This is a genomic window from Streptomyces sp. NPDC036764, assembly GCF_055609385.1.
The window spans coordinates 24714-50346 of the sequence record NZ_JBVJPT010000007.1 but is presented as its reverse complement, the minus strand read 5'-3'; the positions used below and the strand labels follow the sequence as shown (position 1 = coordinate 50346).

Annotated in this window: 28 protein-coding genes; 19 read left to right on the top strand and 9 right to left on the bottom strand. The window is 70.7% G+C overall.

The window, feature by feature from the left end; all coding sequences use genetic code 11:
* Complete coding sequence (locus ACZ69Q_RS25160) at positions 1-1473, bottom strand: exopolysaccharide biosynthesis polyprenyl glycosylphosphotransferase (RefSeq protein ID WP_471045732.1); 1473 nt, start codon at positions 1471-1473, stop codon at positions 1-3.
* Positions 1470-2609, bottom strand: a complete 1140-nt coding sequence (locus ACZ69Q_RS25155) for a glycosyltransferase (RefSeq protein ID WP_471045729.1) — start codon at positions 2607-2609, stop codon at positions 1470-1472. Before ACZ69Q_RS25155 ends, ACZ69Q_RS25160 begins: the two co-directional genes overlap by 4 nt.
* 351 nt (positions 2610-2960) lie before the next feature.
* On the opposite strand from ACZ69Q_RS25155, the gene ACZ69Q_RS25150 reads away from it, so the two are divergent.
* Both ACZ69Q_RS25150 and ACZ69Q_RS25145 read left to right on the top strand, forming a co-directional pair.
* On the top strand, positions 2961-3641 hold the full coding sequence (locus ACZ69Q_RS25150) for a hypothetical protein (protein ID WP_471045727.1): 681 nt from the start codon (positions 2961-2963) through the stop codon (positions 3639-3641).
* A gap of 147 nt (positions 3642-3788) precedes the next feature.
* Complete coding sequence (locus ACZ69Q_RS25145) at positions 3789-4094, top strand: hypothetical protein (RefSeq protein WP_471045725.1); 306 nt, start codon at positions 3789-3791, stop codon at positions 4092-4094.
* A gap of 332 nt (positions 4095-4426) precedes the next feature.
* Here ACZ69Q_RS25145 and ACZ69Q_RS25140 read toward each other — a convergent pair whose 3' ends face one another.
* The 4 genes from ACZ69Q_RS25140 to ACZ69Q_RS25125 all read right to left on the bottom strand — a co-directional run bounded on the left by ACZ69Q_RS25140 (position 4427) and on the right by ACZ69Q_RS25125 (position 6383).
* Complete coding sequence (locus ACZ69Q_RS25140; RefSeq protein ID WP_471045722.1) at positions 4427-4747, bottom strand: hypothetical protein; 321 nt, start codon at positions 4745-4747, stop codon at positions 4427-4429.
* A 61-nt stretch (positions 4748-4808) separates the two neighbouring features.
* Entirely contained in the window at positions 4809-5129 is a 321-nt protein-coding gene (locus ACZ69Q_RS25135) for a hypothetical protein (RefSeq protein WP_471045720.1), read from the bottom strand.
* Between the two features lie 62 nt (positions 5130-5191).
* A complete protein-coding gene (locus ACZ69Q_RS25130; protein ID WP_471045718.1) occupies positions 5192-5548 on the bottom strand; it encodes a hypothetical protein in 357 nt (118 codons plus the stop codon).
* Between the two features lie 442 nt (positions 5549-5990).
* Positions 5991-6383 carry a hypothetical protein gene (locus ACZ69Q_RS25125; protein WP_471045715.1) on the bottom strand — a complete coding sequence of 131 codons (393 nt, stop codon included), beginning with the start codon at positions 6381-6383 and terminating at the stop codon, positions 5991-5993.
* Positions 6384-6598: 215 nt separating this feature from the next.
* On the opposite strand from ACZ69Q_RS25125, the gene ACZ69Q_RS25120 reads away from it, so the two are divergent.
* From ACZ69Q_RS25120 to ACZ69Q_RS25100, 5 genes are all read left to right on the top strand, one after another.
* Positions 6599-7345, top strand: a complete 747-nt coding sequence (locus tag ACZ69Q_RS25120) for a glycoside hydrolase family 16 protein (RefSeq protein WP_471045712.1) — start codon at positions 6599-6601, stop codon at positions 7343-7345.
* Between the two features lie 104 nt (positions 7346-7449).
* Positions 7450-8040, top strand: a complete 591-nt coding sequence (locus tag ACZ69Q_RS25115; RefSeq protein WP_471045709.1) for a vitamin K epoxide reductase family protein — start codon at positions 7450-7452, stop codon at positions 8038-8040.
* Between the two features lie 107 nt (positions 8041-8147).
* Entirely contained in the window at positions 8148-8651 is a 504-nt protein-coding gene (locus tag ACZ69Q_RS25110; RefSeq protein ID WP_471045706.1) for a tyrosinase family oxidase copper chaperone, read from the top strand.
* Positions 8635-9495: a tyrosinase family protein gene (locus ACZ69Q_RS25105; protein WP_471045703.1), complete on the top strand. Its 861-nt coding sequence runs from the start codon at positions 8635-8637 to the stop codon at positions 9493-9495. The genes ACZ69Q_RS25110 and ACZ69Q_RS25105 overlap by 17 nt, the downstream gene beginning before the upstream one ends.
* A gap of 47 nt (positions 9496-9542) precedes the next feature.
* Entirely contained in the window at positions 9543-10130 is a 588-nt protein-coding gene (locus tag ACZ69Q_RS25100) for a DUF2087 domain-containing protein (protein WP_471045700.1), read from the top strand.
* A 9-nt stretch (positions 10131-10139) separates the two neighbouring features.
* Here the strand turns inward: ACZ69Q_RS25100 and ACZ69Q_RS25095 are convergent, their stop codons facing one another.
* On the bottom strand, positions 10140-11099 hold the full coding sequence (locus tag ACZ69Q_RS25095) for a D-2-hydroxyacid dehydrogenase family protein (protein ID WP_471045698.1): 960 nt from the start codon (positions 11097-11099) through the stop codon (positions 10140-10142).
* Positions 11100-11247: 148 nt separating this feature from the next.
* Positions 11248-11919, bottom strand: coding sequence for a ScbR family autoregulator-binding transcription factor (locus tag ACZ69Q_RS25090; RefSeq protein ID WP_471045695.1), 672 nt, complete (start codon positions 11917-11919; stop codon positions 11248-11250).
* A gap of 177 nt (positions 11920-12096) precedes the next feature.
* Between ACZ69Q_RS25090 and ACZ69Q_RS25085 the strand changes: the two genes are divergently transcribed.
* The 3 genes from ACZ69Q_RS25085 to ACZ69Q_RS25075 all read left to right on the top strand — a co-directional run bounded on the left by ACZ69Q_RS25085 (position 12097) and on the right by ACZ69Q_RS25075 (position 14923).
* Positions 12097-13071 (top strand): ScbA/BarX family gamma-butyrolactone biosynthesis protein, encoded by a 975-nt coding sequence (locus tag ACZ69Q_RS25085; RefSeq protein ID WP_471045692.1) that lies wholly within the window; start codon positions 12097-12099, stop codon positions 13069-13071.
* Positions 13072-13112: 41 nt separating this feature from the next.
* On the top strand, positions 13113-14054 hold the full coding sequence (locus tag ACZ69Q_RS25080; protein ID WP_471045689.1) for an NAD-dependent epimerase/dehydratase family protein: 942 nt from the start codon (positions 13113-13115) through the stop codon (positions 14052-14054).
* An 80-nt stretch (positions 14055-14134) separates the two neighbouring features.
* A complete protein-coding gene (locus tag ACZ69Q_RS25075; protein ID WP_471045686.1) occupies positions 14135-14923 on the top strand; it encodes an SDR family NAD(P)-dependent oxidoreductase in 789 nt (262 codons plus the stop codon).
* A 14-nt stretch (positions 14924-14937) separates the two neighbouring features.
* Here ACZ69Q_RS25075 and ACZ69Q_RS25070 read toward each other — a convergent pair whose 3' ends face one another.
* Complete coding sequence (locus tag ACZ69Q_RS25070; RefSeq protein WP_471045683.1) at positions 14938-15624, bottom strand: ScbR family autoregulator-binding transcription factor; 687 nt, start codon at positions 15622-15624, stop codon at positions 14938-14940.
* A 360-nt stretch (positions 15625-15984) separates the two neighbouring features.
* On the opposite strand from ACZ69Q_RS25070, the gene ACZ69Q_RS25065 reads away from it, so the two are divergent.
* The 9 genes from ACZ69Q_RS25065 (at position 15985) to ACZ69Q_RS25025 (ending at position 25606) form a co-directional block, all read left to right on the top strand.
* Positions 15985-16713: a response regulator transcription factor gene (locus tag ACZ69Q_RS25065; protein ID WP_471045680.1), complete on the top strand. Its 729-nt coding sequence runs from the start codon at positions 15985-15987 to the stop codon at positions 16711-16713.
* Positions 16714-16993: 280 nt separating this feature from the next.
* Complete coding sequence (locus ACZ69Q_RS25060) at positions 16994-18748, top strand: acetyl/propionyl/methylcrotonyl-CoA carboxylase subunit alpha (protein WP_471045677.1); 1755 nt, start codon at positions 16994-16996, stop codon at positions 18746-18748.
* 195 nt (positions 18749-18943) lie between these two features.
* The gene (locus ACZ69Q_RS25055; RefSeq protein ID WP_107905485.1) at positions 18944-19273 is read left to right on the top strand and encodes a TcmI family type II polyketide cyclase; all 330 of its coding nucleotides are present in this window, start codon (positions 18944-18946) and stop codon (positions 19271-19273) included.
* On the top strand, positions 19270-20541 hold the full coding sequence (locus ACZ69Q_RS25050; RefSeq protein ID WP_471045674.1) for a beta-ketoacyl-[acyl-carrier-protein] synthase family protein: 1272 nt from the start codon (positions 19270-19272) through the stop codon (positions 20539-20541). The genes ACZ69Q_RS25055 and ACZ69Q_RS25050 overlap by 4 nt, the downstream gene beginning before the upstream one ends.
* Entirely contained in the window at positions 20538-21764 is a 1227-nt protein-coding gene (locus ACZ69Q_RS25045) for a ketosynthase chain-length factor (RefSeq protein ID WP_471045671.1), read from the top strand. The genes ACZ69Q_RS25050 and ACZ69Q_RS25045 overlap by 4 nt, the downstream gene beginning before the upstream one ends.
* Positions 21765-21983: 219 nt before the next feature.
* On the top strand, positions 21984-22253 hold the full coding sequence (locus tag ACZ69Q_RS25040; protein ID WP_471045668.1) for an acyl carrier protein: 270 nt from the start codon (positions 21984-21986) through the stop codon (positions 22251-22253).
* A 91-nt stretch (positions 22254-22344) separates the two neighbouring features.
* Complete coding sequence (gene fabG / locus ACZ69Q_RS25035; protein WP_471045667.1) at positions 22345-23130, top strand: 3-oxoacyl-ACP reductase FabG; 786 nt, start codon at positions 22345-22347, stop codon at positions 23128-23130.
* A 20-nt stretch (positions 23131-23150) separates the two neighbouring features.
* Positions 23151-24086, top strand: coding sequence for an aromatase/cyclase (locus ACZ69Q_RS25030; RefSeq protein WP_471045664.1), 936 nt, complete (start codon positions 23151-23153; stop codon positions 24084-24086).
* Positions 24087-24088: 2 nt separating this feature from the next.
* Positions 24089-25606, top strand: coding sequence for an FAD-dependent monooxygenase (locus tag ACZ69Q_RS25025; protein ID WP_471045662.1), 1518 nt, complete (start codon positions 24089-24091; stop codon positions 25604-25606).
* The last annotated feature ends 27 nt before the right edge of the window (positions 25607-25633 follow it).

The window sequence follows — 25633 nt, the reverse complement described above, 5'->3', positions numbered from 1 at the left end:
TCAGCTCCCCGTCGGCCGTACGAACTGGGCCGCCGTGCGCAGCAGGATGCAGATGTCCTGCCACAGCGACCAGTTGTCGATGTAGGCGTTGTCGTAGCGGCACCGGTCCTCGATCGAGGTGTCGCCGCGCAGCCCGTTGATCTGGGCCAGCCCGGTGATCCCCGTCCGCATCCGGTGCCGCGCCGGATAGCCGGGGTGGGCCTGGCTGAACTCGGCCACGAAATACGGCCGTTCGGGCCGCGGGCCGACCAGGCTCATGTCGCCGCGGAAGACGTTCCAGAGCTGGAGCAGCTCGTCCAGCGAGGTGCGGCGCAGGAAGTGACAGAAGCGGCTCATGTCCTGCTCGTTCGCCACACTCCAGCGGGTCGCCGCCTCGTGCGCGCTGGCGGGCCGGTGGGTGCGCAGCTTCAGCATCGTGAACGGCCGCCCGTCCTTGCCGATCCGCTCCTGCCGGAACACCACGCCCGGCCCGTCCATGACCCGCAGCACGAGCGCACAGGTCAGCAGGACCGGCGCGGCCAGCACCAGCAGCGCGCCGGAGAGCAGCATGTCGAGCGCCCGCTTGCCCGCGCTGCCGTGCCGCCGCACACCCCGCGGCCGCAGCAACCTGCGTGAGAACCCGGCCAGATGACCGGCCCCCGGCCGGTGCCCGCTCATGCCGTACGACGGCGGGTCCGCGTCCAGCTCCCACAGCGCGCAGCCGTGCGCGGCCAGCGCCCGCAGGACGGCCGCCTCCTCCACCCGGGTCGCGGCCCCCACCACCAGAACCGTGCGCACCCCGTCCCGGATGAGCGCCCGCCGCGCCTCGAGCGCGGTGGTCAGCACCGGCAGCCCGAGCTCGTCGTCGGTCTCGCCGAGGACCTCCGGGTTGTCGGCGACGAGGCCCACCGGCCGTACCCCGCAGGCCGGTTGGCGCAGCAGCGCGGCCGCCACCCGCCGGGTCGCCGCGAGCGGGCCGACCACCAGGGCCGGACTGGGCCGGCGCCGCAGCGCCCGGCGCCGCAGCCCGTGCACCACCGCGCGGCCCGCACAGGCCGCCACGCAGTGCACGGCGAGCGCGGCGGCCAGCACGGCCACCGGGACCGACCGCAGCGGGGAGAGCGCCACGGCGGCGGCCCAGCCGACGGCGATCCGGCCGCAGACCGCGGGCAGTTCGTCGAGTACGCCGGTCGCGGCCGAGGTGTCGTACAGGCAGGCCCGCCGGTTCAGCCACAGCACACCGAGCGCCAACAGGGCGACGACCAGTGGGTATCGGTGCGGCGTCGGCAGTAGCAGGGCGCCCAGCACGGCCGCGCCGCCGTCGACGAGCCACAGCGACGTCCGGAAGCTCCGGGCGGCCGGGCGCGGACGGCGCGCTCCCCGCCCGGCGCCGCTCCGGCGTCCGGCGGCCTGGCCGCGCGGGGCGAGGACGGAGACGGCGCCCCGGGGGGCCTGCGGCCCCGCGGGCGAGGCGACAGTACTTTCCGCGGTCATGTGGTGCTGCACTTTCTGCCCTCGTCGGATCCGGAGATCTGCGCGGTGGTGAGGCCGAGCAGCTCGCGGTACACGTCGGTCACCGCGTCCGCCGTCCGCCGCAGATCGTGCGCGTGCAGCACATGCGAGCGGCCCTGCGCGCCCAGCGCCGAGCGCAGCGGCTCGTCCCGCAGCAGTGCCGTGAGCGCCCGTGCCAGCGCTCCGGGGTCCTCCGCCGGCACCAGGCAGTCCGGCCGATGGGCGGGCGGCAGGCTCTCGGCGGCCCCGTCCACGTCCGTGACGACGACCGGCCGGCCGCACGCCATGGCCTCCAGCGGGGCGAGCGCCATGCCCTCCCAGCGGGACGGCAGGACCACGACATCGGCGGCCCGGTACCAGCCGGCGACGTCCGGCGTCCCGCCGGCGAACTGCACCGACGCGGGCGCGGAAGCGCGCAGCCGCCCGGCGTCCGGGCCGTCACCGACGAGCACAAGCCGTGCCCCGGCCACCTGCCGCTCCACCTCGGGCCAGGCCCGAAGGAGCACGTCCTGACCCTTTTGGCGGCACAGCCGACCCACACACACGACGAGCGGACCCGCCCCGGACCGCGCGCTGTCCCCCTCAGGCCGGAACCGGTCGGTGTCGACGCCGTTGGGGACCACATGCCAGCGGGCGGTGATGCCGGCCCGGTACCCGGTACGCCGCTCGGCCTCGCTCACGCACAGCACCCGCTTCGCCCAGCGCGCGCCGAACCGCTCCCAGGCCAGCGCCAGTCGGGCGACGGATGCGTCGGCGGCCTCGAACGACCAGGCGTGCGGCTGGAAGACGGTGGGAAGGGCGCCGCGCACCGCGAGCCGGGCCGCGAGTCCGGCCTTCGCACTGTGCGCGTGCACCAGGTCCGGCCGCACGTCGCGCACCAGCCGCGACAGCCGCCGTACCTCGCCCGGGAGCCGGTGCCCCGGTGAGCGGGTCGCGTCCCAGCGCACGACCCGGCAGCCCAGCGCCCGCACGTCGTAGGCGAGCGTGCCGCCTCTCGGACAGGCCACGGTCACCCGCAGCCCCGCGGCGAGTTGCGCCGCGGCCAGGTCCGTCACGACTCGCGCGACACCTCCCTCGACGGGTTGGGCGACATGCAGGATGTGCGGCGCGATGCGCATGACTGAAGCTGCCCTTCCGAAGAAATGAGTCCGAACCAGTAACACGATGTGTGGCTCGCGTTCCCGATATAAGATCCCGCGCCTGTTCGAGAGGGTCTGCGCTTCAACCGGCTTCGTGGGTTCAGCAGATAAGCAGTACCAGCCACTTATCCATATTTATCTTCTATCCGGTCAACAGTGTTGGAGCGGCGGCGTTTCCCGGGTTGATTCTCACGAGGGACCACCCATTCGGAGTCGTCGTCCGGTGTGGTTTTCAGAATGGTCTGTTCGGAGTGGTGAGCGGTTGCGGGCGCGCCGTGCCGGTTTAACGGTGATCGCACGATCCGAAAACCCGCTTCGAGGGGAAACTCCATGCCTTCAACGACCACCCGGCACCTCGCCGCCTCCGCCCTGTGCACGGCACTCCTGCTGGGCACGGCGGCCGCCCCCGCGCTCGCCGCCCCGCCGGACTCCGGGCGCACGGCCGCACGAAGTCAGACCCCGGCCCTGGCCGGTCTCGGCACCGCACTGACCCCGGTGACGCACCTGCTGAACACCGCGGTCTACGCCGACGACGACCCGCTCACCGAGGCGGAGGCGAAGGAACTCGCGGACGCCGTCGCCGAGGCCCGGAAGGAGATCGACGCGGCCCTGAAGGAGGCCGAGCAGGCACGCAAGGAGGCCGAAAAGGCCAGGAAGGACGCCCTCGCCGAGGCCCAGAAGGAGATCGACGCGGCCTTGAAGGAGGTCGAGGCGGCCAAGAAGGAGGCGCTCGCCGAGGCGGCCGCGGCAACCGCTGAGGCCACGGCCGAAGCCACGACCGAGACGGCGACGGGGACGTCGACCACTCAGACCACTGAGGCGGCCTCCCAGACGACGAACTTCACCTCGGACGCTCTCGGCGCGCTCGGCAAGACGCTCAGTGACCTGCTGAGCGCGCTCACCTCCCTCGGCACCCAGGAGGAGGTGGACACCACCGCCGACGACGTACTCAAGTCCCTCGTGAACGTCTCGGTCGCCACGCAGCTCGACCGCGAACTCCCCGCCGCCTGAACCTCCCGACCCGTTGTGCCGGCCGTTGTCGGCGCAACGGGTCTTTTCGTATGAGTTCCTGGAACTTGACGGCCTCAGGGTTTCCGAGAGGTCCCCCTCTCGTTAGCCCAGGAGAACGAGGACCGGTTTTACCTGGAAAGGAACACGATGAAGAACCTGAAGGCTGCTGCCGTTGTCGCCGGCTCCATTGCCATTGCCGGCGCCGCTGTCCCCGCCTCCGCGGTGGACATGTCGGGGCACGGCCTCGTCGACAACGGTAAGACGGTCGCCCGTAGCCTCCCCACCGCTGCCAAGCTGCCCACCGGCTACGTGGGCAACAACGTGAAGCGCACGGCGGACAAGGTGAAGACCGGCGTGAAGGAGTCGGGCGTGGTGAAGACCCCCGTCTTCGGTGGCACGCTGCCCAACCCCGTCGACGGCCAGCTCCTCGGCGGACTCCCGCTCAACAGGTGAGTTCGCAGGACATCGGCTCGATGCTCGGGGCCGGCTCCGTAGTCCTCGGAGCCGGCCCTTCGGCATGTCCGGAGCCAGGGATATTACGGAGTGTGATTTTCGACGGCCGTATTGAGCCGAATGGACGACTCAGGGTGACCGCGGGCGGGGTTGTCGCGTTGGTCCATATGAATGGGCGCTCTTTCCTCCTTGCCGGCGCTCTCGAAATGACTGTGGGCCCTGTCCGCTCTTCGAAGCGGACAGGGCCCACGGCATTGCCGGGACATGTGATGCGTAGAACGCCGATGGCGGTCCACCGGGATTCCGGGGACCGCCATCGAGTGAAGGACTGCTCAGAACAGGAGGCCGCCGATGTACGGGGACTTCTGCGCCTGGTCGATCTTGGCCGTGTTGCAGGCGGCGTAGTGCGAGTTGGGCGCCACGACGCCACCGAGGACGGCGCCGTTCGACCACGGGGCGATGCAGCGGCCGTCGACCAGAGCACCGTTGACGATGGCAATGCCCTGCTGCGGGTCGTTCACGACGACCGGGGACGTCGAGAAGCCGCTACCGCCCTTGACGGTGGTGGTCTCGGTGTCGGCCGCGGCGGCGCCACCGGTCGCGAGGACGATGCCTGCGGCAATGGCGGAAACAGCCATAACCTTATTGCGCATGAGTTGAGCCTTTCCGGGCTGCGATGGGGGTTTACCTGCTCCGAATTACTCGAAGCAGGAGTCAGAACAGCAGACCGCCCTTGTAGGCGGCCTTCTGCTGCTGGTCGACCGTCGCCGTGTTGCAGGCCGCGTAGTGCGAGTTCGGCGCCGGGACGCCGGCCAGCACGGCTCCGTTGGACCACGGGGCGACACAGCGAAGGTCGGCCACGGTGCCATTGACGATCACAAGGCCCTGCTGCGGGGCGTTCACGACGACCGGGGACGTCGAGAAGCCGCTGCCACCTTCGACCCGGGTGACGTTGGTGTCGGCCGCGGCGGTGCCGCCGGCCGCGAGGGCGATGCCCGCCGCGAGGGCGGAAATGGCCGTAACCTTGTTACGCATGGGTTGCGCCTTTCGGTGCTGCTTTGAGGGATTCACCTGCTGCTAATTGCTCGGCGCGGTGCTCAGAACAGGAGGCCGCCGATGTACGGGGACTTCTGCTGCTGGTCGACCTTCTCCGTGTTGCAGGCGGCGTAGTGCGAGTTCGGTGCCGCGACGCCACCGAGGACGGCTCCGTTGGACCACGGGGCGATGCAACGGCCGTCGACGACGGTGCCGTTGACGACGAGGACACCTTGCTGGGGCTCGTTCACGACGACCGGGGAGGTCGAGAAGCCACTGCCGCCCTTGACCGTCGTCGTGGTGCCGTTGGTGCTGGTGCCGTTGCCGCCATTGCCGTAGCCCCCCGCGGAGGCGATGCCGGCGGTGCTGACGACGGTGCTGAGGGCGAGGGCCGTGATGACCGCGAACTTCTTGGACAACTCGGTTCCTTCCTGAATTCACGGTTGCGCACGCTTACGAAAAGGAAACCCGTATATGCACGCCTAAGTCACGGTGGGAACATTCAAACATGGGCAGATTCCATCGGATGGCGCAACGCGGTGTGCCATGCGGTGGACCCGGCTTTCGGCTCATTCCTGAGCGGGCCTCGGAAATGCGCGGCCGGCGCCGCCGAATAGATTCCGGGCGGCCCGGCCGCCGACATACGTCCGGCCCACCGGTGAGGGGAGGGCCGGTGGGCCGGACGATGGTTCACGGGTGCCGGTGGGCCGGGGGGCCCGGCGCGTGCGGAGCTGGAACTGCGGGTCCGGATCCAGCGTCCGGGTCTGCCGACGGTTTCCGGCCGCCGAGAACCGGATCAGAGATGTGGAATTCCGGGCCCGGCATTCGCCGGTACGGCCGACTCGTAAGGATGCCGGGCCGTCACTTGCTGGGGAGCAGGGTGCCGAGTCCGGCGGCGGTCGGCGCCTTGAGGGGGCGGACCTGGACGGAGCCGCTGCCGGCCGGGTTCTTCACCGGAATCGTGGGCTTCTTGGCGGCGTCCGGGTCCATGCCGTCCAGGTAGACGCCGGACATCGGGGCCGTGCTGCTCTTGTCGAACGCGCTGCCCTTGGCGACCCCGCCGTCACGGGCCAGCCGCGTCACGACGTCGGCGGCCGGCACGACCGCAGGCGTCACCTTGGTCGGGGACATGAGCCCCAGCGGGCTGGTGGTGATCCCCGAACCGCCGATGGCGGCCGACGCCGTGACAGCGGAACCGCCCACAAGACCCGCACCGATCGCCAACGCCGCAGTGGTGAAAACTGCCTTCTTCATGATTCACCTCGCTTGAAAGTACCTCTGATCCGACGGTTGGAGAACATAGCAGTCCATCAGCACTGCAAAAGCGACGCGCTACTCCATACGCATGAAAGTCGCAGGGGTGAAGAATGCAATGCACAGAGGCATTCGGAGGGATTGACATCTGGTCCGCGAAATAATTCATCCTATGGTGCTTCCGGATCGGCGGGACCACCTGCATGATCGGAAATATGAAATTCAGTGCTCTCCTCGACCTGTTCACCGGCGGTGACAAATTCTCGCCGCCCCGGACCCCGGCCGGATCGCTGATCTGGGCGGAGGAGTTCGACGCGCCCATCGCCTGGGGCGCCCGATGGGTCGGCGACCGGACCAGTGCGTTCCGCTACTGCGACCACAACCCGGACGACAACAAGCTCGACTGGCTCGACCCCGGCTGTGTGACCGTCTCCGACGGGGTGGCCACCTTCACCGCCACCCCGGACGGCCGCACCCTCGAGAACGGTCGGCCGGCCTGGCGCACCGGGCTGCTCACCACCGAGTACTCCGACGAGGATTTCCGGGTGCGCACCGGCGACCTCGTCGAGACCCGCGTGCGGCTGCCCTCGGGAATGGGGGCCTGGCCGGCGCTGTGGACCTGGAAGGACGGCGAGAACGAGGTCGACAGCTTCGAGTACCACCCGGACAACCCGCACCTGCTGGAGCTGTCCAACCACGTCAACTGCGCGGCGTCGTACTTCACCGACGCGGACGCGGTCGCCCCGGGCCGCTGGGTGACCATCGGCACCCGCTACGGCGCACGTTGTGTCGAGTGGTTCGTCAACGGCGAGCACGTCTTCGCCGACGGCACCGGCGTCGGCGAGGACTGGTCGGCGTATCTGATCCTGAACCTGTCGCTGAGCGCCGGCGAGCATCACCCGGCGCCCTGCGGTCCGGACCCGATCACCTTCGACGTCGAGTATCTGCGGGTCTACCGCTGACCGCGCCGCCGGGATCCCCCGTTCGGGCGGCGGGCCCGCGGGCTGTCGGCAGGTCGGGTGAGAGCGTGCCGGAACGTGCCTCGGGCCGCCGATAGGGTCGCGCGGTGGTCCCTAACTCACGTGCCGGCGGCAGCAGGGCGTTCGCCCTGCTGGTGGTGATCTGCGGGGCGGCCGGACTGGTGGCCTCCTGGGTCATCACCCTCGACAAGTTCAAGCTCCTCGAGGACCCCGACTTCACCCCGGGCTGCAGTCTGAACCCGGTGGTGTCCTGCGGCAGCGTGATGGAGAGCGACCAGGCCGAGGCCTTCGGGTTCCCCAACCCGATGCTCGGCCTGGTGGCCTACGGCATCGTGATCTGCGTCGGTGTGAGCCTGCTGGCCGGGGTCGCCTTCCCGCGCTGGTACTGGCTGACGTTCGCGGCCGGCTGCCTGTTCGGGGTCGGATTCGTCTCCTGGCTCCAGTTCGAGTCCCTGTACCGGATCAACGCCCTGTGCCTGTGGTGCTGTCTGGCCTGGCTCGGGACGATCCCGCTGTTCTGGTACGTGACGTCCCTCGTCGTGCGCGTCGGCTTCCTGCCGGCGCCGCGTCCGGTGCGGGCGTTCCTCGACGAGTTCACCTGGGTGCTTCCGGTGCTGCACATCGGCATCGTCGGCATGCTGATCCTGACCCGCTGGTGGGACTTCTGGACAAGCTGACCATTGCTGCACTCGGGGCGACACGGCCGTATGGATGCCCGGGTGCGGACGGCTCGGCGCCTTGAACTGCTACTCGTACGAACACCGAACCGTACGAGGAGTGAGCGATGTCCGTCAGCGCAAGTGGGGTTTCGGTGGGCGGGGTCCCGGGCTCGGACGCCCCCGCGGGCAGCAGGTCCCGGACGTGGACGCGACGGGAGGCGGCGCGGGCCCTGCTGGCCTCCTCCGCCCTGGCGCTCGCCCCCGTCATCACCGCTTCCCGGCCCTCGCGGTCCGCCGACCGGCCGCCCGGCGAAGGCGCGGGCGGTCCCTTCGACGAGACCTATCGGGGCCGCCATATCCAGGGCAGTCCCGTGTCCCACGGCGGCCTCAGCGCCCTCGACGTCGCCTGGCAGGTCACCGTGGACGGCCGGCCGCTGCACCTGATGCGCAGGGCCGACGGCACCTGGCTGAGCATGGTCGACCACTACAGCATGTACGGGACCCCGCTGGAGGCGACCCGTGCGGCCGTAGACGAACTGGGGCCTCGCGAGCGGCTGCGCCCGCTGGCTCCCGGGCCGTTCGACGGCGGGCACGCGCACAGGGAGGCACAGCATGGTGTACGTGCGTAAGAACGTGAGCAAGCTGACGCGCACCGAGCGGCGGCGGTTCATCGAGGCGCTGCTGATGATCAAACGGCGGGGCGAGTACGACGAGTTCGTACGGCTGCACATCGCGCACTTCGTCGGGGACGGCGACCGGGGCCTGCGCGCCGCGCACATGACGCCCTCCTTCCTGCCCTGGCACCGCATGTTCCTGCTGGACCTGGAGGACGCCCTGCGCCGCGTCGACGACTCGGTGACCGTGCCGTACTGGGACTGGACCAAGGACCGCAAGACCACTGCGCTGCCGTGGACCGACGATCTACTCGGCGGCAACGGGCGGCCCGGCGACCGGCGGGTGATGACCGGGCCGTTCGCCCGGGCGACGGGCAACTGGACCATCAGGGCGGGCGTCACCGCGGGCGACTTCCTCACCCGCGACCTGGGCCGCTCCCGCAGCCCGATCGGCCTGCCCACCAAGGCCGATCTGAAGCAGGCGCTGGACGACCCCGTGTACGACGTCGAGCCCTGGAACTCGACGGTCGGCAGAGGCTTCCGCAACAGGTTGGAGGGGTGGGGCCGCGGCCCGGAGTCCTGGCGCAACCACAACCGGGTGCACCGCTGGGTCGGGGGCGCCATGCTCGGCGGCGCCTCCGTCAACGATCCCGTGTTCTGGCTGCACCATGCCTTCCTGGACATGCAGTGGACCCGCTGGCAGCAGCGCCATCGCAACCACCGCTACCTGCCGGCCAGGCCGCCGGGGCGCAGCAGCGACCAGTACCGGCGGATCGTCGCCCGGCACGAGCGGCTGCCGCCGTGGGACGTGACGCCCGACGATCTGGAGGACGTGTCCCAGATCTACCGGTACGCGTAGGAAAAAATCGCTCCGCGACGGCCACCGGTGTCGACTAGCCTCCGCGCATGGCAACCGATCCCACGGAACAACTGGTCCGACTGTTCGCCGAGGAGAGCCGGGTGCGGGCCTTCGCCGCGGTGGCACTGGGCGCGGGGAGCGCCGAGGAGGTCGCGCGGACGGCCGGGCTGTCCCCGAAGGAGACGGCGGCGGCGCTGCTGCGGCTGCGGCAGCAGAGCGTGGTGAGCGCGGGGGAGGACGGGCAACTGGGCGTCGCCTACGGCCTGTTCAAGCAGTACGCGCGGGCCGCGGCACAGCGCGAGACCGACTCCCGCGCCGTGGGCGACCCGGACTCGGGTGACGCGCGAACCGACATCGTGCTGCGGACCTTCGTCCGGGACGGGCGGCTGGTCCGGCTCCCGGCACAGTGGACCCGCAAGAAGCTGGTCCTGCGGTACATCGCCGAGCAGACCTTCGAGCCGGGCGTCGAGTACCCGGAGCGCACGGTCGACGAGAGGCTGCGCGGCTGGTGCGAGGACAGCGACGACATCGACCATGTGACGCTCCGGCGCTACCTGGTGGACCTGCACCATCTGCACCGGAGCGAGGGCGTCTACCGCCGGACGGCCGAGTCGGCGCGGGCCGAGAGCGCCTGAGCCGGGCCGTCAGGGCAGCCGGCGTACCGGTGAACCCGCCAGGTACGCCTGGATGTCCTCCACCGCCTGGCCGTAGTACGTCGCGTAGTTGGCCTGCGAGACATAACCCAGGTGCGGGGTGGCCAGCAGGCGCGGGGCCGTGCGCATGGGGTGGCCGGCGGGTAGCGGCTCGACGTCGAAGACGTCCACGCCCGCGCCCGCGATACGGCCTTCGTGCAGGGCCGCCAGCAGTGCGTCCTGGTCGACGATCGCCGCGCGAGAGGTGTTGATCAGATACGCCGTCGGCTTGAGCAGGGCCAGTTCGGGTGCGCCGAGCAGGCCGCGGGTGCGCTCGCTCAGGGCGAGGTGGACGGAGACGAAGTCGCTTTCGCCGAGCAACTCCTCCTTGGAGGCGGCCAGATGGACGCCCACCTCGTCGGCGTACTCCTTGGTGAGGTTCTGGCTCCAGGCGCTGACGTGCATGCCGAACGCGAGGCCGACGTGGGCGACCCGGCTGCCGATCTTGCCCAGGCCGAGCAGGCCGAGGCGGCGGCCGTGCAGGTCGGCGCCGACCGTGCTCTGCCAGGGGCCGCCGGAGCGCAGCGCGTTGCTCTCCTGGACGAGGCCGCGGGCGAGGCCCAGCAGCAGGGCCCAGGTGAGTTCGACGGGCGGCGTGGAGGAACTGGCCGTGCCGCAGACGGTGACGCCGTGCGCCTCGGCGGCGGCGTAGTCGATGACCGTGTTGCGCATGCCCGAGGCGACGATCAGCCGCAACCGGGGGAGCCGGGCGATCAGCGAGGCGGGGAAGGGGACGCGTTCGCGCAGCGTGACCACGATGTCGAAGCCGGCGAGGGCGGTGGCCAGCGCGTCCTCGTCGGGGAAGTGGGTGGTGAAGGGGACGACCTCCACGTCGTCCGCGAGCGGTGACCAGTCGGCGACCCGCGTCGCCGCGTTCTGGAAGTCGTCGAGCACAGCACAGCGCAGCCGCACGGTGGTTCCTTTCCATGGTCGGGTCGGACGACCGAACTGGAACGACTGTACGGAAGCGGGGCGGGTGGGGCCGATTCCGGCCGGTGAGTCGCGTGGGAGAAGGGGTGTATCAACCAGACCGATCGGTTTGGTTACCGGCGGGTGGCCGCTAACCCTGCGTCACGGGCGCGGCGGGCGCCGGGGAGTTCGCCTCGTACTCCTCGTAGACGCGCTCGCCCCGGTCCGGCGAGAGGTCGAGGGCGGCCAGCAGCGCCGGCGTGGAGATGCTCGGCAGGACGTGGCGCAGCAGGACGGAGACGCGGCGGCCGAGGTCGGTGCGGTTGCAGCTCGCCTGGCTCATCGCCTGGACGCCGGCGAAGGCGCCGGTGAGGAACTCGGCGGTGTCGGTCACGTCGATGTGCGGCAGGAGTTCGCCCTGGGACCGGGCCTCGGTGAGGATCTGCTCCAACTGTTCGGTCCAGGCGCGGAAGGCGGCGTCGCGGTCCAGTTCGCGTGCGCCCTGGTCAAGGGCGAGGGAGACGCCGGCCTGCACCAGCGGATCGTGCTGCAGCCGGTGGGCCATGACCATGCCGTGGTCGACGAGCTTCTGGAGCTTGCTGGATCTCTCGGGGAGCCGGTCGAGGGGCAGTTGGGCCTCCAGCACGCCCAGGGCGACCTCCTCCTTGGAGGAGAAGTGGAAGTACAGGGCGCCCCTGGTGACACCGGCGCGGTTGAGGATCTCCTCCACGGTGGCCGAGGCGTAACCGCGCTCGCCGAACACCCTCGCGGCCGCTTCGAGGATCGAACGCCGGGTCCTGATCGCGCGGTCCTGCTGGGCCATGGGTCCCTCCACCGTGTGCATGCAGCACATTACGTCGTGTATTGAAAAGAAAACCGGATCACACGTATGTTACTCGGCGGGCGGGGGCGCCTCGCTCTGGCGAATGACTCGGGGGGAGCCATGGACCGGGTGCGATCTCTTGACGGAACCGCACGGGACGAGCAAACCACACAGGCTGTGGGGCCCGTCTCCACAACGGCCTTATGGCACACGGAGATAAGCGGCGAGCAGGTGCACCGGCAGGACCCGCGGGACGCCTTCCCCGTGGCCTGGCGCAAGCTGGACGACACACACTTCCAGGTCAGGGCCCGCTGGCCGCGAGGCCACCGGTTCTTCACCGAGGTGGCCGGGCGCTTCCAGGACCCGCTGCTGATACCGGAGACACTGCGACAGGGCTCGATGCTGCTGGCCCACGCCGCGTTCGCGGTGCCCGTCGACGACCGGTTCGTGATGCAGCGCATCACCTACTCGACCTCGCCGGCGAGGTTGCTGCTCGACCACTCCTGCGAGGACGTCATCGCCGACATCACCTGCAGTGACGTACGGCGTCGGGGCCGTCGGCTGGCGGGCATGCGGTGCGCCATGGTGCTGCGCCGGCGGGGCCGGGTCGTCGCCACCGCCGACGGGCGGCTCGACTGCGTCTCGGAGCGGGCCTATCGCCGACTGCGCGGTGAGCGGCTGTCCCTGACCGGCCGTCCGGTGCCGCTGCTGCCGGGGCTGCCGCCCCAGGCGGTCGGAAGGAGGGACGCCGCGGGCGTCGTCCTCGCTCCCTCCGCGCGCCCCGGAGCCTGGCAGCTCCGCGTCAACACCGCGCATCCCACGCTGTTCCGGCGGCCGAACGACCATGTGCCGGGCTTCGTCCTGCTGGAGGCGGCCCGGCAGGCCGCGACGGCCTTCTCGCTCTTCCCCGGCCTGATGGTCGTCACCGGCATGGACATGGTCTTCTCCCGGTACGCCGAACTCGACAGCCCCTGCTGGATCGAGGCCGACGCCCTGACGAAGGGCGACCCCGACCCGAGGACGGTCCGGGTGCGCGGCCTCCAGGACGACGCCGAGGTCTTCCGCTGTACGGTGACGCTCGCGGGGGCGGAGCCCGCCGCAGCGCCCCTCCACCTCTACGGCCCCCGCAGCGGGCCCGTCACCGAGCGCTGACCGTGGCGCGCGGATCGTCGGCCGAGAGGGAGGACCCGATCTTGTCAGCACGCATCCTCGTCACCGGGGGAAGCGGCTTCATCGGCGGGCATGTGCTCGCCGCCCTGCGGGAGTCGAGGCGTGTCACGCCGTCCCGGGTGCGGCTGCTGCTGCGCGATCCCGCGCGCCTGCCGGCGGGTGCCGCTCCCGCGGCGGACGTCGTGCGGGCGGACCTCACCGACCCGCAGTCGCTGCGCGGGGTCTGCGACGGCGTCGACGTCGTCCTGCACTGTGCCTCCCACATCGGCGACGAAGAGCGGCGCACCGAGAGCGTCAACGACCACGGCACCCGGGCCCTGGTCGAGGAGGCGACGCGCGCCGGTGCGGGCCGGGTCGTGCACGTGAGCACGGCCTCCGTGTACGGCCGGGGGCCCTTCGCCGGTGCGCTGCCCGGGGAGTTGCCGCTCGCGCCGGCCTCGCCGACCAGCCGTTCCCGTGCCGCCGCCGAGCGGCATGTGCTGGACGCCGGCGGGATCGTGCTGCGCCCGCACCTCGTGCTGGGGGCGGGCGACCGCTGGGTGGTGCCCGGGCTCGCCGCCCTGCTGGGCGTGCTGTCGGCGGGACTCAAGGCGTGCGCGGCCCGGCATTCCGTGGTCGACGTACGGGCGCTCGGGCGCGCGGTGGTCGCCGCCGGGCTGTCGGAGCGGGATCTCGCGGGCGTGCATCACGTCAACCACCCGGATCCGGTGGACTGTTCGGAACTGCTCGACACGGTGGCCGGCCGGCTCGGCCTGCAGTTGCCGGGTGCCGCCTTGGAGATCGACGAGGCTCGGGCCCGGCTCGCCGGACAGCCGCGCGCACTGCACCACCTCGGCATGCTCGCGGTGGACCACTGGTTCGCGGACGACGGTTTCTGGGCCGGGGTCGGCGTCGATCCGGGAGCGGGGTTCGCGCAGAGCCTGGCCGAACACGCTCCGTGGTACCGGGGGTTCCTGGCCGGCTGACCCACGGGCTCTCACCCCTCTCCCTTTCTTGAACCCTCGTTCCGAATTTCTTCCCGCTTTCCTCGACACACAAGGGCTTCGTGAACACCAAACGCACACTGACGGACAAGATCGCACTGGTCACCGGAGCGGGCCGGGGGATCGGCAGAGGCATCGCCGAGCGGCTCGCCGCCGACGGGGCGCTGGTCGGCGTCCACTACGGCCGCAGTGAGGCCGCCGCGCTGGACGTCGTCGCGGGCATACGCGACAGAGGCGGCCGGGCTTTCCCGGTCGGGGCGGAGCTGGGGGTGCCCGGCGACGTGGACGCCGTCTTCGCGGCCTTCGACGCCGGGGTGCGGGAGCAGACGCGGGCGGCGGGCGACGCCGAGGGGACGCTCGACATCCTCGTGAACAACGCGGGCGTGAGCGGTTCGGGGCCGATCGGACAGGCGGACCCGGAGGTCTTCGACCGCATGATCGCCGTGAACGCCAAGGCGCCCCTCTTCCTCGTACAGGGGGCTCTCACGCGGATGCGGGACGGCGGGCGGGTCGTCAACATCTCCTCGCTCGCCTCTCGGCGCGCCTTCCCGGAGTCGATCGCGTACGCCATGTCCAAGGGGGCGCTGGACACGATGACCCTGTGTCTGGCGAAGGAACTCGCCGGCCGCGGCATCACCGTCAACACCGTCGGGCCCGGGTTCATCGAGACGGACATGAACGCCAGGCGCCGGGCGAGCGCCGAGGGGCGGGCCGCCCTGGCCGCGCGCTCCGTCTTCGACCGGATGGGCAGCCCCTCCGATGTGGCGGACGTGGTCGCGTTCCTCGCCTCCGACGACTCCCGGTGGCTCACCGGTCAGTACCTGGACGTGAGCGGGGGCACCGATCTGTGACGGGGCCCCGGATCTCAGGGGGCGGGCGGGCCGACGGGAGCCGGATCGCAGCCCGTGCGCAGGGCCATGGCCGAGGCCCGGTGCGCCGCGTCCGTGCCCGCCGGGTTCAGATGCGGCAGGGCCGGGGCCGCCGCGAGTGTGGGCAGCAGCAGTTCCCAGAACGCGGTGAGGGTGAAGCAGGACAGCCACTCCGGGTTGGACCTGCTCAGCACCTCGTACCCGACGGTCGAGGCCACCAGCGCGCCCGCCATGTGCTCTTGGGCCACCCCGTGGGCGAGTGTGCGCTCGTCGTCGGCCTCGGCCAGGAGCTGCTGGACACAGCACTGCCACTCCTGACGCAGATTGAGTCCCGTGCCGTGCTCGGTCTCGCAACTGAGTACGAAACCGGCGCGTACGACGATGCTGCGGCGGAGCAGATCGGCCAGCGCGTGCGAGACGTCGACCAGGGCCTGGAGCGCGCTGGTGCGCCGGCTGTGGACGAGGCGGGCGGCCCGGCGCAGGGAGTGCGAGGCCTCACCGCGCAGGGCCTCGGCCAGGGCTGCCTTGTTCTCGAAGTGGAAGTGCAGCGCGCCGGAACTGACCCCCGCTTCCGCGCTGATGACGGACAGTTTCGCCTTGTCGTAGCCGTGCCGGCGGAACTCCCGCGCCGCCGCGAGCAGCAGCGCGTCACGGGTGCGGGCGGCTCGTTCCTGCTTGGTCATCGTGGGCCTCTCACCCGCACCGCGATTTCCCTGATGTTCACTTTCCGGCTCCTCCTGCTCCTGTCCCGGTGAGGAAGGGCGATGGATCATAACAAACCGTTTTGACTGTTTGTCAGGCTCTGGCTGTCGGCCACGAAAGTGCCCGCGGCCTGCGAAGTCACGTAAAAACGACGTCATTTCCCTGTAGTTTCGCTGAAGTATGCGGTGCTGGGCTTGATTTGACGTCCCGCTGAACGACATTTGTGCGAGGCGTCAACGGGCCTGGGGATCATTGACATACCGGAGGATCGGTTTGTAGGTTTCCATTGAGCGTTCCTAAAGTGAACGATTCGGACAAAGCTGGACTAGCTAGGGGGACTAATGAGCCAGCGTTCAACCAATCTGGTGGAGCCTCACATACCGGCTCCCCGGCGTGGGGAGGTCACGTCCTGGCGGGTTCTCGTCGTGGAGAACAACGCGGCCGAGGCGGAAGCCCTGGTGCGCGCGCTGAAGCGGCACGGACACGAAGTGGACAGCGTCACCTCGGGAGGCGCCGCACTCCAGTCGTACGCGGACGCCGACCTCGTACTGATCGACCTCGAACTCCCCGATCTGGACGGGCTGGAGGTCTGCCGCGGCATCCGGTCCACCTGTGACGTCCCGGTGATCGCGGTCACGGCCCGCGGATCCGAACTCGACCGGGTGCTCGGCCTCCAGGCCGGCGCCGACGACTACCTCGTAAAGCCGTACGGCTTCCGGGAGTTGATGGCTCGGATGGAGGCCGTCATGCGCCGGGTGCGCACGCCGGAGCCCGCCGAGCGGGTCGTCAGCCACGGCCCGCTGCGCATCGACGCCGGCTCCCGCGAGGTCACGCTGCGCGGACGCGCCGTCGACGTCACCCGCAAGGAGTTCGACCTGCTGTACATGCTGGCCTCCAACCCGGACACGGTCATTCCCCGCAAGCGCCTCATCCATCAGATCTGGGGCGACTCCTGGTCCCGGCGGACCGTCGACACGCACGTCAGCAGCCTCCGCAACAAACTGGGCGGCAGTGGCTGGATCGTCACCGTGCGGGGCGTCGGATTCCGATTCGGCGGGGAAGGCGGCTGAACGCGCGGTGACCGGCTGAGCGGCAAACGTTCACGGTCGCTCCGGCAGGAGATCGAAGATGGGGTGCCCCCGGATGCGGGGGCACCCCTTTTCGTATACGTCCACCTGGGGGATTTGGCATTCCGCTGCGATTTCCCTACGTTCCTCTGAAGTTGCTCGGACACAGTCGTACAGGGCCTGCGGAATCTGACCTGTTCCTGAATGGAACGCCCTTGAACCGTCGGTCGCGCACGCGCGAGGCTTTGACTCACGGTCCGGTGACGAATGAGGAGAACGCGTCGTGCGCAAGGTGCTCATCGCCAACCGTGGCGAAATCGCTGTCCGCGTGGCCCGGGCCTGCCGGGATGCCGGGATCGCGAGCGTGGCCGTCTACGCGGATCCGGACCGCGACGCTCTGCATGTCCGCGCCGCGGATGAGGCGTTCGCTCTGGGCGGTGACACCCCGGCCACCAGTTACCTGGACATCGACAAGGTCCTGACGGCCGCACGCGAGTCCGGCGCGGACGCGATCCACCCCGGCTACGGCTTCCTGTCGGAGAACGCCGACTTCGCCCAGGCCGTCCTGGACGCGGGCCTGATCTGGATCGGCCCGCCCCCGCAGGCCATCCGCGACCTCGGCGACAAGGTCGCCGCCCGGCACATCGCCCAGCGCGCCGGCGCCCCGCTGGTCGCCGGCACCCCCGACCCGGTCTCCGGGGCGGAGGAAGTCGTCGCGTTCGCCCAGACCCACGGCCTGCCGATCGCGATCAAGGCCGCGTTCGGCGGCGGCGGCCGCGGCCTGAAGGTCGCCCGCACCCTCGAAGAGGTGCCGGAGCTGTATGAGTCCGCGGTGCGCGAGGCGGTCGCCGCGTTCGGCCGGGGCGAGTGCTTCGTGGAGCGTTACCTCGACAAGCCCCGCCACGTGGAGACGCAGTGCCTGGCCGACCGGCACGGCAACGTCGTGGTGGTCTCCACCCGGGACTGCTCGCTGCAGCGCCGCCACCAGAAGCTGGTGGAGGAGGCCCCGGCACCGTTCCTGTCCGACGCGCAGGTCGCGGAGCTGTACTCCTCCTCGAAGGCGATCCTGAAGGAGGCCGGCTACGTCGGCGCCGGCACGGTGGAGTTCCTCGTCGGCGCGGACGGCACGATCTCCTTCCTGGAGGTCAACACGCGTCTGCAGGTCGAGCACCCGGTCACCGAGGAAGTCGCCGGCATCGACCTGGTCCGCGAGATGTTCCGCATCGCCGACGGCGAGGCCCTGGGCTACGACGACCCGGAGCTGCGCGGGCACTCCTTCGAGTTCCGCATCAACGGCGAGGACCCGGGCCGCAACTTCCTGCCCGCCCCCGGCACCGTCACCGCCTTCGCCCCACCCTCCGGTCCGGGTGTCCGCCTGGACGCGGGCGTGGAATCGGGCAGTGTGATCGGCCCGGCGTGGGACTCGCTGCTGGCGAAGCTGATCGTCACCGGCGCCACCCGCGAACAGGCACTCCAGCGCGCGTCGCGGGCCCTGGAAGAGTTCCAGGTCGAGGGCATGGCCACCGCCATCCCCTTCCACCGCGCCGTGGTCGTCGATCCCGCCTTCACCGGCGATCCGTTCACGGTCCACACCCGGTGGATCGAGACCGAGTTCGTCAACGAGATCAAGCCCTTCGCCGCCCCCGCCGACACCGACGCGGAAGAGGACACCGGCCGCGAGACCGTCGTCGTCGAGGTCGGCGGCAAGCGCCTGGAGGTCTCCCTGCCGGCCTCCCTCGGCATGACCCTGGCCCGCACCGGCCTCGCCGCCGGCGCCAAGCCCAAGCGCCGCGCCGCGAAGAAGTCCGGCCCCGTCGCCTCCGGCGACACCCTCGCCTCCCCGATGCAGGGCACCATCGTCAAGGTCGCCGTCGAAGAGGGGCAGCAGGTCGCCGAGGGCGAACTCGTCGTCGTGCTCGAAGCGATGAAGATGGAACAGCCGCTCAACGCGCACAGGTCGGGCATCGTCAAAGGGCTGTCCGCCGAGGTCGGCGCGTCCCTCACTGCCGGTGCCGTCATCTGCGAAATCAAGGACTGATTTCTGACCGGGTTTGACATTCGTCTGACCTGAACCGCCTTGAAAGCGGCCGGAAAAACCAAGAACCTGGTGTCAGATTCATCAGGTTCCCTTTCTCGCGCTTCTCGGGACTCTGCCGAGAGCCATGCGATGTGAATTCATCCGGTCACCGCGCGTGGAATTACCGGGAAACTCTGTCGTGGAGGAGAGAGACGCATGCACAGCACTCTGATCGTGGCTCGGATGGATCCCGACTCCAGCATCGACGTGGCAAAACTGTTCGCGGAGTTCGACGCCGGCGACATGCCGCACCGCATGGGCACCCGGCGCCGTCAATTGTTCTCGTACCGCGGCCTTTACTTCCATCTTCAGGACTTCGACTCGGACAACGGCGGCGAACTCATCGAGCAGGCGAAGGCCGACCCGCGGTTCATCCGGATCAGCGACGACCTCAAGCCGTTCATCGAGGCATACGACCCGGCGACCTGGCGTTCGCCGGCCGACGCGATGGCGACCCGCTTCTACAACTGGGAGGCGTCCGCGTGACGTCGCGACGAGTCGTCATCACGGGGATGGAGGTCCTCGCCCCCGGCGGCATCGGCACCAAGAGCTTCTGGAGCCTGCTGAGCGAGGGGCGGACCGCGACCCGCGGGATCACCTTCTTCGACCCCTCCCCGTTCCGGTCCCGGGTGGCCGCGGAGATCGACTTCGATCCCGAGGAGCACGGGCTGAGCCCGCAGGAGGTCCGCCGGATGGACCGCGCCGCGCAGTTCGCGGTGGTCGCGGCGCGCGGTGCGGTCGCCGACAGCGGGATCGAGGTGGCGGACTACGACCCGTACCGGGTGGGGGTCACCATCGGCAGCGCCGTCGGCGCCACCATGGGGCTCGACGAGGAGTACCGGATCGTCAGTGACGGCGGCCGCCTCGATCTCGTCGATCACGCCTACGCCGTACCGCATCTCTACAACTACCTGGTACCGAGTTCCTTCGCCGCGGAGGTGGCCTGGGCGGTCGGCGCGCAGGGACCCTCCACCGTGGTCTCCACCGGCTGCACCTCGGGCATCGACTCCGTCGGCCACGCTCTGGAACTCATCCGGGAGGGCTCTGCGGACGTGGTGATCGCGGGCTCCTCGGACGCGCCGATCTCCCCGATCACGATGGCCTGCTTCGACGCGATCAAGGCGACGACGCCCCGCCACGACGAGCCGGAGCGCGCCTCCCGCCCCTTCGACGGCACCCGCAACGGCTTCGTCCTGGGCGAGGGCGCGGCGGTGTTCGTCCTGGAGGAGCTGGGCAGCGCCCGGCGCCGCGGCGCCCACATCTACGCGGAGATCGCCGGATACGCCACGCGCAGCAACGCGTACCACATGACCGGACTGCGCCCGGACGGCGCGGAGATGGCCGAGGCGATCCGGGTCGCGCTGGACGAGGCGCGGATGAATCCCGAGGAGATCGACTACGTCAACGCCCACGGCTCGGGCACCAAGCAGAACGACCGGCACGAGACCGCGGCCTTCAAGCGCAGCCTCGGGGAGCACGCCTACCGGACCCCGGTCAGCTCCATCAAGTCGATGGTCGGGCACTCACTGGGCGCGATCGGCTCCATCGAGATCGCCGCATCCGCCCTGGCGATGGAGCACAACGTGGTGCCGCCCACCGCCAATCTGCACACCCCCGACCCCGAGTGCGACCTCGACTACGTGCCGCTGACCGCCCGCGACCAGATCACCGACGCGGTGCTCTCGGTCGGCAGCGGGTTCGGCGGTTTCCAGAGCGCCATGGTGCTCGCCCGGCCCGAGAGGAATGCGGCATGAGTACGGCCACGAGTACGGCCGTGGTGGTGACCGGCCTCGGTGTGGTGTCCCCCAACGGGCTCGGCGCCAAGGACTTCTGGGCCGCGACCAAGGGCGGCAAGAGCGGCATCGGGCGCATCACGCGGTTCGATCCGTCCCGGTACCCGGCGCGGCTGGCCGGGGAGATACCGGGCTTCGTCGCCGAGGACCATCTGCCGAACCGGCTGCTGCCGCAGACCGACCGGATGACCAGGCTCGCGCTGGTGGCGGCCGACTGGGCGCTCGCCGACGCGGGGGTGACGCCCGCGGAGCTGCCCGGTTTCGACATGGGCGTGGTGACCGCGAGTCACTCCGGCGGGTTCGAGTTCGGGCAGAACGAGCTGCGCAAGCTGTGGAGTCTGGGCAGCCAGCACGTCAGCGCGTATCAGTCGTTCGCCTGGTTCTACGCCGTCAACAGCGGCCAGATCTCCATCCGCAACGGGATGAAGGGGCCGAGCGGGGTCGTCGTCAGCGACCAGGCCGGCGGGCTGGACGCGGTCGCGCAGGCGCGGCGGCAGATCCGCAAGGGGACCGCGCTGATCGTCTCCGGGGCGGTGGACGCGTCCATCTGCCCGTGGGGGTGGGTGGCGCAGTTGGCCGGCGACCGGCTGAGCACGAGCGACGAACCGACGCGCGCGTATCTGCCCTTCGACGCCGAGGCGCGCGGTCATGTGCCCGGTGAGGGCGGGGCGATCCTCATCCTGGAGGCCGCCGAGGCGGCGCGGGAGCGGGGCGCCAAGGTCTACGGGGAGATCGCCGGGTACGGCGCGACCATCGATCCCCGGCCGGGCAGCGGCGGTGAGTCCGGGCTGCGGCGGGCGCTGGAGATCGCTCTCGCGGACGCGGGCGTGGCGGTCGGGGACGTCGACGTCGTCTTCGCGGACGCGGCGGCCCTGCCGGAGCTGGACCGGGCCGAGGCCGAGGCGATCAACGCGGTGTTCGGGGTGGGCGGTGTGCCGGTCACCGCGCCCAAGACGATGACCGGGCGGCTGTATTCCGGTGCTGCGCCGCTGGATCTGGCGGCGGCGTTCCTCGCCATGGCGGACGGGTTGATTCCGCCGACGGTCAACAGTGAGCCGGTGGCGGAGTACGGGCTTGACCTGGTCGCCGGGCAGGCGCGGGCCGCCGATGTGCGTACGGCGGTCGTGCTGGCTCGGGGGCAGGGCGGGTTCAACTCGGCGGTGGTTGTGCGGGCCGCGGAGTAGGGCGCCCCGATCTTTCTCGCCCCGCCGCCCCTACCCTCCCCCACTCTCGGCTTCGCTCGAGCGGGGGGACCCCCATCGTCCCTGGGGGCTGCCGCCCCCGGACCCCCGCATCGGCCCTGAACGGGCCTCGTCCTCAAACGCCGGACGGGCTGAAATGCCTGGACCGGTGCTGAAAGCCAACCCCCACAACTCACCAGAACACGAAAGGACCAACCCCACGTGAGCACCACGGAATTCACCCTGGACGACCTCAAGCGGATCCTGCGCGAAGGCGCCGGTGCCGACGAGGGCGTCGATCTCGACGGCGACATTCTCGACACCGGGTTCGAAGAGCTCGGGTACGAGTCGCTCGCGCTGCTGGAGACCGGTGGGCGCATCGAGCGGGAGTTCGGGATCACGCTCGACGACGACGTCCTGACCGACGCCCGCACGCCGCGTGCGCTGATCGCGGCCGTCAACACCCTGCTCGGAGTCGGCGCCGCCGCCTGACGCGCGCCCCTTTCACCGCGGGGCGGGACCCGAGACCCGCCCCGCCCGGCCCCGCCCCGAAACAGCCAACGCACCCCCACGGGAGAGAAACATGGCGCAGCAGCACCAGCGCGTAGCCCTCGTCACCGGAGCCACCAGCGGCATCGGTCTCGCCGTCGCCCGGCTCCTCGCCGAGCAGGGGCATCGGGTCTTCCTCGGCGCCCGTACCCCCGAGAACGTGGCGTCCACCGTCAAGGAGCTCCGTGAGGAGGGGCTGGACGTCGACGGCGCCGCCCTGGACGTGCGGTCCGCCGACGGCGTCAAGGCCTTCGTGCAGGCGGCCGTCGACCGCTTCGGCAGCGTGGACGTCCTGGTCAACAATGCCGGCCGCAGCGGTGGCGGCGTCACCGCCGACATCGCCGACGAGCTGTGGGAAGACGTCATCGACACCAACCTCAACAGCGTCTTCCGGATGACGCGCGAGGTGCTCAACACCGGCGGGATGCGCCAGAAGGACCGCGGCCGCATCATCAACGTCGCCTCCACCGCCGGCAAGCAGGGCGTCGTCCTCGGCGCCCCCTACTCCGCCTCCAAGCACGGCGTCGTCGGCTTCACCAAGGCCCTCGGCAACGAGCTCGCGCCGACCGGCATCACCGTCAACGCGGTCTGCCCCGGCTATGTCGAGACGCCGATGGCCCAGCGGGTGCGCGCCGGATACGCGGCCGCCTACGAGACCACCGAGGACGCCATCCTCACGAAGTTCCAGGCCAAGATCCCGCTCGGCCGCTACTCCACCCCGGAGGAGGTCGCGGGTCTCGTCGGCTACCTCGCCTCCGACACCGCCGCCTCCATCACCTCGCAGGCGCTGAACGTCTGCGGCGGGCTGGGCAACTTCTGACACGCTGAGGAGAACGCGCCATGACGACACGTCAGGTCGAGCACGAGATCACCGTCGACGCCCCCGCCCCCGCCGTCTACCGGCTCATCGCCGAGGTGGAGAACTGGCCGCGGATCTTCCCGCCCACCATCTACGTCGACCACCTGGAGCGCGGCGAGGGCGAGGAGCGCATACGCATCTGGGCCACCGCCAACGGCGAGGCCAAGAACTGGACCTCCCGCCGCACCCTGGACCCGGACGCCCTGCGGATCACCTTCCGCCAGGAGGTCTCCACCCCGCCGGTCGCCGCGATGGGCGGCGCCTGGATCATCGAGCCGCTGTCCGGCACGTCGTCCAGGATCCGGCTGCTGCACGACTACCGGGCGATCGACGACGACCCCGAGGGGCTGAAGTGGATCGACGAGGCCGTCGACCGCAACTCCCGCTCGGAGCTGGCCGCGCTCAAGACCAACGTCGAACTCGCCCACGCCTCCGAGGAGATCACCTTCTCCTTCGAGGACACCGTGCAGATCGACGGCTCCGCCAAGGACGCCTACGACTTCGTCAACGAGGCCGGGCTGTGGGTGGAGCGGCTGCCGCACGTGGCGTCCGTCAGGTTCAGCGAGGACACCCCGGGCCTGCAGACCCTGGAGATGGACACCCGCGCCAAGGACGGCTCCACGCACACCACGAAGTCGTACCGGGTGACCTTCCCGCACCACAGGATCGCCTACAAGCAGGTCACCCTGCCCGCGCTGATGACCCTGCACACCGGCTACTGGACCTTCGTCGAGAACGCGTCCGGGGTCGCCGCCTCCTCGCAGCACACCGTCGTCCTCAACACGGCCAACATCGCGAAGATCCTCGGCGCCGACGCCACCGTCGCGGATGCGCGCGCCTATGTGCAGAACGCGCTCAGCACCAACAGCCGCGCCACCCTCGGCCACGCCAAGGACCACGCCGAGAACAGGCGCTGACCGTGGCCACACGCGCACTGGAGACCGACGTCCTGGTCGTCGGCGCGGGGCCCGTCGGGCTGATGCTCGCCGGGGAGCTGCGCCTCGGCGGCGCGACGACGGTCGTACTGGAGCGGCGGGACGACCCGACCGCCGAGTCGCGGGCCTCCACGCTGCACGCCCGCACCATGGAACTCCTCGACAGCCGGGGGCTGCTGGACGCCCTGGGCACCCCGCCCGACGAGCCGCGCGGCCACTTCGGCGGCGTACCGCTCGACCTGACCCTGCCCAGCCCCTGGCCCGGGCAGTGGAAGGTGCCGCAGACCCGCACCGAGGAGCTCCTCCAGGACTGGGCGCTCGGGCTCGGCGCGGATCTGCGGCGGGGGTACGAGCTGCGGGCCGTGCGGGTCGGCGACGCGGGCGCGGGCGGGGCCGATGGCGAGAGCGCGGACGGCATCGAGGCGGTGGCCGCCGGACCCGCTGGGCGGGCGCTGCGGATCCGGGCGCGGTTCGTGGTCGGCTGCGACGGCGAGGACAGCACCCTGCGCCGGCTGACCGGGGCCGACTTCCCCGGACAGGACGCGGGCCGGGAGCTGCTGCGCGCGGACGTGGCCGGGATCGACGTACCCGACCGGCGTTTCCATCGGCTGGAGAAGGGACTCGCTATCGCCGCCCGGCGCGGCGACGGGGTCACCCGCGTCATGGTGCACGAGTTCGGTGCCGAACCGCGGGGCGGCGAGCCGGAGTTCGGCGAGGTCGCCCAGGTGTGGAAGCGGGTCACCGGGGAGGACATCAGCTCGGGCACCCCGCTGTGGGTGAACTCCTTCGGCGACGCCAACCGACAGCTCCTCGCCTACCGGCACGGGCCCGTCCTGTTCGCCGGTGACGCCGCCCACCAGCAGATGCCCAGCGGCGGCCAGGCGCTCAACCTCGGGCTCCAGGACGCCGTCAACCTCGGCTGGAAACTCGCCGCCGAGGTGCGCGGACGGGCCCCCGCCGGACTGCTGGACACCTATCACGCCGAGCGGCACGCGGTCGGCCGGCGCGTGCTCGCGAACATCCGGGCCCAGGCGCTGCTGCTGCTCGGCGGGCCCGAGGTGGAGCCGGTGCGTGCCCTGCTCGCCGAACTCATCACCCAACGGCCAGAAGTGCGCGAGCACTTGGCCGGGATGATCTCAGGGCTCGACATCCGCTACGGCACGGACGCCGGCTCCGCGGATCCCCTGCTCGGCGTCCGACTGCCGTATGTGCGACTCACCGGCCCCGACGGCCCGTTGGGCACGGCGGATCTGCTGCGTACCGCCGGCCGCGGTCTGTTGCTCGACCTCGCCGGTGACGCACGGCTGCGCACCGCCGTGCGGCCCTGGGCCGACCGGATCGTCACGGTGACCGCCCGCCCGGCGCCGGACTCCGCGCTCGGCGCGGCCCGTGCCGTGCTCGTGCGGCCCGACGGATACATCGCGTGGACCGGCTCGGAAGGCGTGCCCGGTGAGCCGGAAATCGCGCTGAAGAACTGGTTCGGCATTTCTGACAGAAATTGACGTCGCTCTGACCTGGCGGCCCTTGAA

What these genes read in the sequence shown, in the direction of transcription:
- ACZ69Q_RS25160 (WP_471045732.1), bottom strand. Translation starts at nt 1,473, where the DNA reads ATGACCGCGGAAAGTACTGTCGCCTCGCCCGCGGGGCCGCAGGCCCCC.
- ACZ69Q_RS25155 (WP_471045729.1), bottom strand. Translation starts at nt 2,609, where the DNA reads ATGCGCATCGCGCCGCACATCCTGCATGTCGCCCAACCCGTCGAGGGA.
- ACZ69Q_RS25150 (WP_471045727.1), top strand. Translation starts at nt 2,961, where the DNA reads ATGCCTTCAACGACCACCCGGCACCTCGCCGCCTCCGCCCTGTGCACG.
- ACZ69Q_RS25145 (WP_471045725.1), top strand. Translation starts at nt 3,789, where the DNA reads ATGAAGAACCTGAAGGCTGCTGCCGTTGTCGCCGGCTCCATTGCCATT.
- ACZ69Q_RS25140 (WP_471045722.1), bottom strand. Translation starts at nt 4,747, where the DNA reads ATGCGCAATAAGGTTATGGCTGTTTCCGCCATTGCCGCAGGCATCGTC.
- ACZ69Q_RS25135 (WP_471045720.1), bottom strand. Translation starts at nt 5,129, where the DNA reads ATGCGTAACAAGGTTACGGCCATTTCCGCCCTCGCGGCGGGCATCGCC.
- ACZ69Q_RS25125 (WP_471045715.1), bottom strand. Translation starts at nt 6,383, where the DNA reads ATGAAGAAGGCAGTTTTCACCACTGCGGCGTTGGCGATCGGTGCGGGT.
- ACZ69Q_RS25120 (WP_471045712.1), top strand. Translation starts at nt 6,599, where the DNA reads ATGAAATTCAGTGCTCTCCTCGACCTGTTCACCGGCGGTGACAAATTC.
- ACZ69Q_RS25110 (WP_471045706.1), top strand. Translation starts at nt 8,148, where the DNA reads ATGTCCGTCAGCGCAAGTGGGGTTTCGGTGGGCGGGGTCCCGGGCTCG.
- ACZ69Q_RS25105 (WP_471045703.1), top strand. Translation starts at nt 8,635, where the DNA reads ATGGTGTACGTGCGTAAGAACGTGAGCAAGCTGACGCGCACCGAGCGG.
- ACZ69Q_RS25100 (WP_471045700.1), top strand. Translation starts at nt 9,543, where the DNA reads ATGGCAACCGATCCCACGGAACAACTGGTCCGACTGTTCGCCGAGGAG.
- ACZ69Q_RS25090 (WP_471045695.1), bottom strand. Translation starts at nt 11,919, where the DNA reads ATGGCCCAGCAGGACCGCGCGATCAGGACCCGGCGTTCGATCCTCGAA.
- ACZ69Q_RS25070 (WP_471045683.1), bottom strand. Translation starts at nt 15,624, where the DNA reads ATGACCAAGCAGGAACGAGCCGCCCGCACCCGTGACGCGCTGCTGCTC.
- ACZ69Q_RS25065 (WP_471045680.1), top strand. Translation starts at nt 15,985, where the DNA reads ATGAGCCAGCGTTCAACCAATCTGGTGGAGCCTCACATACCGGCTCCC.
- ACZ69Q_RS25055 (WP_107905485.1), top strand. Translation starts at nt 18,944, where the DNA reads ATGCACAGCACTCTGATCGTGGCTCGGATGGATCCCGACTCCAGCATC.
- ACZ69Q_RS25045 (WP_471045671.1), top strand. Translation starts at nt 20,538, where the DNA reads ATGAGTACGGCCACGAGTACGGCCGTGGTGGTGACCGGCCTCGGTGTG.
- fabG (WP_471045667.1), top strand. Translation starts at nt 22,345, where the DNA reads ATGGCGCAGCAGCACCAGCGCGTAGCCCTCGTCACCGGAGCCACCAGC.
- ACZ69Q_RS25030 (WP_471045664.1), top strand. Translation starts at nt 23,151, where the DNA reads ATGACGACACGTCAGGTCGAGCACGAGATCACCGTCGACGCCCCCGCC.